Raw genomic sequence first — 6,690 nt, forward strand, 5'->3', positions numbered from 1 at the left:
TCGCGCGCGGGCCGTTGACGGAAGTGACGAGGCCGACCAGCGGACAGCTGCCAGCGGTGACGTCGGGCTGTTCGCAGTACGTTGTTCGGGTCTGGCGGACGCCGACAGGAGCATTCGTGGCCGAGCCGCAGGTGTAACTCGTGGCGCTGCCAATGGCGGGATCGACCTCGCAACGCGCGGTCGGCTGGCCGCGGGTGTTGTAGACCCATTTGGTCAGCGATTCGGTCGCACCACTCGCGTTCTTGACCGTGCGCTGATCGGGCACCCGGAAGTTCGGATTCCAAATCGTCTCGGTCGTACGCTTGGATGATGCGGCAGGCGGTGACAGATCATTGGACGCGTCGATCCGTTTGGCCTCCAAGCCACGGCTGTCGTAGTCGAAGTCAGTCACGCCGCCGTTGAAATCGGTAACGAGGTCGGTGAATCCAGTAACGGGATCGTAGGTGCGTGACTCTGTTGCGCCCGACCCACCGCACAATGCACACAAGTCGGATACATTCTCGAGAACCGCAACGCCCTGGACGATCTTGAACTGGTAGTCGCGCGCCTTGCCGAGCGGATCGACGACATGCGTCAGTTTGTTCGGCTGAAACGTCAGCGTGAACTGGTTGACAGGCAGCGTTTGACCAGGACCGGCCCAGAGATTTTCGGCATATGCCCGACCTTGCACGTCGTAGCTATAACTCGCGTAACGCCTACCAGCTTCATCAGTGACCCCCGTTAGCGCGTCCGGAAAAGTCACATCTTCATAGTGATACTCGCGAGTGCCTGCTGCCGGGCTTGTTACGCTCACGAGCCGACCTGAAGCATCGTAGCCGTAGCCCCACGCCGTGGCCGATGGATCGGAAGGATCAACTCCAGGCTCAAAAATTCCGACAATTCTGTTCATCGAATTGTACTTGAACGACAAGGCACGTCCGGAGCGATCCGTAACCGACATGACGCGGCCAGCAGAATCGCGAATGAGAGCGAATGATTGTGACCTACGTTGATCGACAATGCTCTGCAAGAGGCCGGCAGAGTCGTACGATTCGACTCTGTCGCCGCGATCCACTAGTTGGTAGCCAATGACCACACCAGCAGCATCCCTAACGTCGATGATCCGTTCACTGATGTCGGCGTCACTGACCCACGGACCAAGCACGGACATCCGCACGAACGTCAAGGTGCGGCCGTCCGGTCTCTGAGCTGCAATGATCGCCGCAAAACTCCCCGAGATTGTCATGGAGACGTCAAGCCGCGCTTCGAATGTGTGGCTCCACCCCGGGCCAAAAGATCCGACACGACCTGAGTTGGCAGTGATGTAGCGACCTGTGTTGCCAGAGTTGTAGAAGCGATGCAGAGAAAACCCCACAGATTGGATATCAGCTTCGTCGAGAAATTTGTTTCCGAGCGCAATGCTGATGGGATTTGGAGTACTCGGTGAACCTCCGGTCGGAGCCGGACAGGACCCCAGGTTCTTTTTTTGGATCGATCGGAGCACTCGACGATGCTGATCGAAAGCACTTGCCTTCGATGCTTTGGTAGGTTGGCCCGCAATCCACAATCCGACTGCACCGCGCTGTGCCGCCTATACCCGGAAAGTCGTAGCACCCTCCAGGATTTCCGGGGTACGGCGGATGCGTCATTGGTACCGCGAAGTGTCTCGCGTGTGAATCCAAAACACCTAACGTGTAGCGTGTATAAAAATAGTCATCACTCCAGTTGGACGAATATTTGCATGCGTGGTAGTAGTCCGCTTCCTTTCCCGCAAGAAGGTCTCGCACCTGATCGTCAACATCGCAGTTCGGATGATTCGTATCACACTCCGGCGAAGATCCAGTATTGAGTGTGTTTCCCGAACAAACCCAAGGTCCGCGCTCAGGAGCCGCACAGTATCCGCTTGTATTGTTGACAACACACGGAATCTCGAAGGCGCTGCAATCAATCGAGAACAACAATAGCAACACGCAGATGTGCGGAACACCTGCTCGCATCCAGAAGCTCAGAGCCGCCGCGAACGGTGTCCTGTTGCCGACTTGTGTAGACTTCATATCGCTCTCCATGCGAGCAACTCGGCGCCCGCGATCCGAATTCGATTCTGGACTACAGCTTGCGTCGTTCTAGCGTGCCTGGGAGCCTACTTGCTCGTCCATCGGTCGGTCGAATCGATGCGGTTGCCGTTGCCGTCGTCGCCGTAGCCGTAGAGGAAGTGGTGTCCCAAGCCTTGCGGATCGTGGGGGCACTCCTTTTCCAGCCGCGAGAGCGTGTCCCATACGCGCACCTTCGTTGTCTGCGAGCGGCTTGGACACTACGCCCGGGCCGGGTGCGATTCCGGGACGGGTGTCGCGGTTCGACGCATCGGCTGGTCGCCAGAGGCTGATCCTGCATTCAAACGGCGCGCATGACGCAACCGGGTGAGTTGCCTTACCAGATCGTGCGTATGTGACGGTAGTCGCGGATACGCGGGTCGGCGCTGATCAGCGGCGCATTGTGCGCGCGCGCCGTGGCCACGATCATGCGGTCGGCGGGGTCGCCATGGAACTGGCCCGGCAAGCGTGTCGAATCCAAGGCAACATCGATTCCCAGGGGCAACAGCACGACGCCTTGGACCGCCTGCACTGCCTCGAACCAGCGATCCACGTCCATCGACAGCAGCAAGCGGCCCCTGGCCACGAGCATGCCGATCTCCCATGCGCAGATCGCCGGGATACCCAGTCGGCCGTCCGGCAATTCCCGGGAAATTGCGCTGCGCGCCTTGCGTGTCAGCCGCGCGTCATTGGCGACCCACCACACCAGCGCATGCGTATCGAGCACGATCATTCGTGCGCATCCCACGCCTCGTCCACCGGCGCCAGCGGATCGTCGAAGCGCAGCACCGACCCGGCCAATTGCGCCAATGCATCGGCCGTCGGTGGCCGGTAGCGCGTCACGGTCAAGGCAGGCTTGCCGTTGTCGGTGATGACGACCGGCGTGCCGGTTTTCTCGATCTGGCGGAAGATCTCGAGTGCGTGCGCCTTGAAGCGTGATTTGGACACCTGCGCAGTCATCGCAACACCCTCGGTAGAACCATGGTCACTATGCCATGGTCATCCAACCGTCCCCTGGCGGTATCACGACCCTGCGCAGCGGACCCCGCTTGATTTGGGTCAGCGCAATCGGCGCGCCTGCGGCGCATGCTGTCGCCTCCTGCCGCCACGTTGACGCTACCGTGTCTGCCCACGACGCTCCACCGCCCGAACCGCGCGACCACGTGCTCGACGCCTGCTTTCTCGGCCCCTACGGCGAGAACAACGCGCTGCTGGAAAAAATCCTCGTCGAGTTCCTGCGCGACCACGTCTACTGGCGGCGCAACTTCCATCCCGAGGATCCGCCCGCGATCAGCACGGCCGCGGCGCTGCATCCGGATTACCTTGCCTTCGAGGCACGCATGCGCCGCGAGCTGCACCAGCTTTCGGCGGTGCTGAAGAAGTCGGTGCCATTCCACAGTCCGCGCTACATCGGCCACATGGCTTCCGACCTGCTGCTGCCCGGCCTCGCCGCGCAGATGCTGACCCTGCCCTACAACCCCAACAACGTCACCGAGGATGTCGCCCCGGTCACGGTCGACATGGAAGTGCAGGTTGGCCTGCAGCTCGCGCGCATGCTCGGCTATCCGCACGATCCCACGCAGTCGGCCTGCGCCTTTGGTCATCTCACCTCGGGCGGCACGCTCGCCAATTATCAGGCGCTGCGCCTGGCGCTTGCGCTCAAGGCGTTTCCGCTGGCGCTGCGCGCGGCGCAGGTGCCCGACCTGGACTTGCCGGCGGATGACTGGAGCGCGTTCAACCTCAGCCACGCGCAGGGCATTGCCCTGCTCGACCGCTGGCAGCAATGGCTGGTCGCGCAGTCGCCGCAGCAGCGTGCGGACTGGCTCGCGCGCGTCGAGCGCGAGCGGATCGAACAACGCGGCATCGCCGGCTTCTTCGCCGCGCATCCGGACCTGAAGGTACCGCGCGTGCTCGCGCCGATCACCGCGCATTACTCCTGGAGCAAGGGCCTCAAGCTGCTCGGCTTGGGGCGTGACCAGCTCGAACTGTTGCCCACGCGCGGCATGCGTCTGGACGCCGATGCGCTGCGCGAACGTGTCGAGCAACTCGCGCGCGAGCACATTCCGGTGCTGATGGCAGTCGCGGTACTGGGCAGCACCGAGTACGGCACCATCGATCCGATCGACGGCGTGATCGCCGCACGCGAACGCGCACGCGCGCTGGGTCTGGATTTCGCGGTGCATGTCGATGCCGCCTGGGGCGGCTATCTGGCCACGCTGTTCCGCAACGAGGATGGCAGCCTGCGCAGCCGCGAGGAGGTCGCCGGCGAGTTCAGTTACTTTCCGTCGCCGCCGATCCATCGCGCCTTCGAGGCGCTGGCACACACCGATTCGGTCACGGTCGATCCGCACAAGCTCGGTTATCTGCCCTTCGGCAGCGGCGCCTTCGTCTGCCGCGACCATCGCGCGGTGGCACTGCTGGGCGAGCGCGCCGACTACGTGTTCCACGGCGACGGCAAGGCCGACTACATGAAGCGCTACCGCGGCCTGGGCCAGTTCGTGCCCGAGGGCTCCAAGCCTGGCGCAGCCGCCGCTGCGGTGTATGTCGTGCACAAGGTGTTGCCGCTCGACCATGTGCACTTCGGTCGCCTGCCGCGTACCACGGTGCGCGCCACCGAGATCTTCTACGACCGCGCGCGTCGTTTCACGCAGGAAATCGCCGCGCGCATGCGCGTGCGCGTGCCGTTCGAACCCGACAGCAACCTGGTGTGCCTGGCCTTCAATCCGCACGGCAATGCCACGGTTGCCGGCGCCAACGCCTTCGTGCGCCGTCTCTACGAGGAACTGCGCACCGATCCGGGGCATCCGCTGCAGCTCAAGGAGTTCTTCGGCTCGATCACCAGCCTGCGCCCGGAGCTGGTCGGCGCGACGCAGACCGCGAGCATCCTCGGCGAACTCGGCCTCGACCCGGCCAGCTTCGGCGCCGACGCGGACCGCTTGCTGATCCTGCGCCACACGCTGATGAATCCCTACCTGATCGACCGCGAGAACGACATCAGCTACATCGAACTGTATTTTGATTTCCTCGCACGCAGCATCGCCGCACTGGGCAACGCCGCGCCTGCCGTATGATTCGCGCTTTCGTCCTGCCAATGTCACCGCCATGAACGACGATCGCGCCTGGGTTCACACTGCCATCGATGCACTTGCGCGCGAAGCCGCGCGCTCGGCCGACACCCATCTGCTCAAGATCAACCTGCCCGGTTTCGCCGGCATCGACTTCTATTTCAAGGACGAGGCCTCGCATCCGACCGGCAGCCTCAAGCATCGACTCGCGCGCTCGCTGTATCTCTACGCGCTGTGCAACGGCCGCCTGCGCAAGGGCCAGCCGACCGTCGATGCGTCCTCGGGCAGCACCGCGATCGCCGAGGCTTGGTTCGCGCGCCTGCTCGGCCTGCGTTTCACTGCGGTGATGCCGGCCGCGACCGCGCCGGCCAAGATCCGCGCAGTCGAGGCGCTCGGCGGCGCCTGCGACCTCGTCGAGGATCCCTCGCAGGTGCATGCGCGCGCCGCCTGGCATGCCGCCAACGGCGCCTGTCATCTCGATCAGTTTGGCCTGGCCGAACGCGCCACCGACTGGCGCGGCAACAACAACATCGCCGAGTCGATCCTCGGCCAGCTCGAACACGAGCCGCACGCGCAACCGGCGTGGATCGTCTGCGGCGCCGGCACTGGTGGCACCTCGGCGACCATCGGCCGCTACCTGCGATACAAATGTCACCCGACGAATCTTTGCGTCGCTGACGTCGAGCATTCCGCCTTCTTCGAAGGCTTCCAAAAGCGGGACCCGGGATGCTGCTGCGACAGGCCTTCGCTGATAGAAGGTATCGGCCGGCCGCGTGTCGAACCTTCGTTTATGCCCGGCGTGGTGGACATGATGGTCCGCGTGCCCGACGCCGCTTCGCTCGCGGCCATGTCGGTGCTTTCACGTCTGCTTGGACGCAGGGTCGGCGGCTCTACCGGCACCAACTTCTTCGCGCTGTGCTGGCTCGCCGACCGCATGAGACAAGCGGGGCAGCAGGGATCGCTCGTCACCTTGATATGCGACTCGGGGGAGCGATATGTCGGCACCTACTACAATGCGCAGTGGCTGCGCAGCAAAGGCATAGACACCGCCCCGTTCGAACATCGGATTGAACAATTCCTTTCGGGCGAAGACTTCGCCTGCGACCTTGCCGTGGCGGAATAGAGCATTTTCCGGCGAGCATGCTCTCGGGCTTGATCCAGGGGTCGGGACCGGTTCGCCGGAGAAAATGCAACCACTCAGGGAGAACCGGGGCGAATGCCGATTCAATTGGAGCGGAATTCGCTTTCGCTGGCTCCGCAAGCAGGTCTACCGGGAAAGCCTTGGCGACCTGGAAAGCGGAGAAAGCAGCGGCCCGGCACGGCGAGGAAAGCCCGCCAATCGTGATTCGAGACTTGGTGACTCGAGGCTTGGGCAGACATGCCCACGCGCACCGAACGCCCCTGTCGATCAGAACGCGGTGCCGAACAGTTTGCTCGCCAACGATCCATCGTTGTCGACCCAGGGGATCGGTGGCAGTTGCGGGATATACGATGCATACGGCATCACTTTCGCAAGCGGTATCACCGTGCCGGGAAACCGCTCGCGGAAAACCTCA

6 protein-coding genes are annotated in these 6,690 nt (G+C 63.0%); 2 read left to right on the forward strand and 4 right to left on the reverse strand.

The window, feature by feature from the left end:
• The 4 genes from KF759_RS14015 to KF759_RS14030 all read right to left on the reverse strand — a co-directional run.
• A partial coding sequence (locus KF759_RS14015; RefSeq protein WP_291226466.1) for a DUF6531 domain-containing protein occupies positions 1-1,483 on the reverse strand: 1,483 nt, incomplete at its 3' end.
• Positions 1,484-2,119: 636 nt separating this feature from the next.
• Positions 2,120-2,263, reverse strand: coding sequence for a hypothetical protein (locus KF759_RS14020; RefSeq protein WP_291226467.1), 144 nt, complete (start codon positions 2,261-2,263; stop codon positions 2,120-2,122).
• A 143-nt stretch (positions 2,264-2,406) separates the two neighbouring features.
• Positions 2,407-2,802 carry a type II toxin-antitoxin system VapC family toxin gene (locus KF759_RS14025; RefSeq protein WP_291226468.1) on the reverse strand — a complete coding sequence of 132 codons (396 nt, stop codon included), beginning with the start codon at positions 2,800-2,802 and terminating at the stop codon, positions 2,407-2,409.
• On the reverse strand, positions 2,799-3,029 hold the full coding sequence (locus KF759_RS14030) for a hypothetical protein (RefSeq protein ID WP_291226469.1): 231 nt from the start codon (positions 3,027-3,029) through the stop codon (positions 2,799-2,801). The genes KF759_RS14025 and KF759_RS14030 overlap by 4 nt, the downstream gene beginning before the upstream one ends.
• Positions 3,030-3,190: 161 nt before the next feature.
• Between KF759_RS14030 and KF759_RS14035 the strand changes: the two genes are divergently transcribed.
• Together KF759_RS14035 and KF759_RS14040 are read left to right on the forward strand one after the other, a co-directional pair.
• The gene (locus KF759_RS14035; protein WP_291226470.1) at positions 3,191-5,140 is read left to right on the forward strand and encodes a pyridoxal-dependent decarboxylase; all 1,950 of its coding nucleotides are present in this window, start codon (positions 3,191-3,193) and stop codon (positions 5,138-5,140) included.
• Positions 5,141-5,171: 31 nt separating this feature from the next.
• The gene (locus KF759_RS14040) at positions 5,172-6,257 is read left to right on the forward strand and encodes a PLP-dependent cysteine synthase family protein (RefSeq protein WP_291226471.1); all 1,086 of its coding nucleotides are present in this window, start codon (positions 5,172-5,174) and stop codon (positions 6,255-6,257) included.
• The last annotated feature ends 433 nt before the right edge of the window (positions 6,258-6,690 follow it).

The sequence above is a fragment of the Dokdonella sp. genome (assembly GCF_019634815.1).
Classification (GTDB): Bacteria; Pseudomonadota; Gammaproteobacteria; order Xanthomonadales; family Rhodanobacteraceae; genus Dokdonella_A.

Excerpts from the sequence above, each read along its gene's own strand:
- KF759_RS14025 (WP_291226468.1), bottom strand. The coding sequence starts at position 2,802 with ATGATCGTGCTCGATACGCATGCGCTGGTGTGGTGGGTCGCCAATGAC.
- KF759_RS14030 (WP_291226469.1), bottom strand. The coding sequence starts at position 3,029 with ATGACTGCGCAGGTGTCCAAATCACGCTTCAAGGCGCACGCACTCGAG.
- KF759_RS14040 (WP_291226471.1), top strand. The coding sequence starts at position 5,172 with ATGAACGACGATCGCGCCTGGGTTCACACTGCCATCGATGCACTTGCG.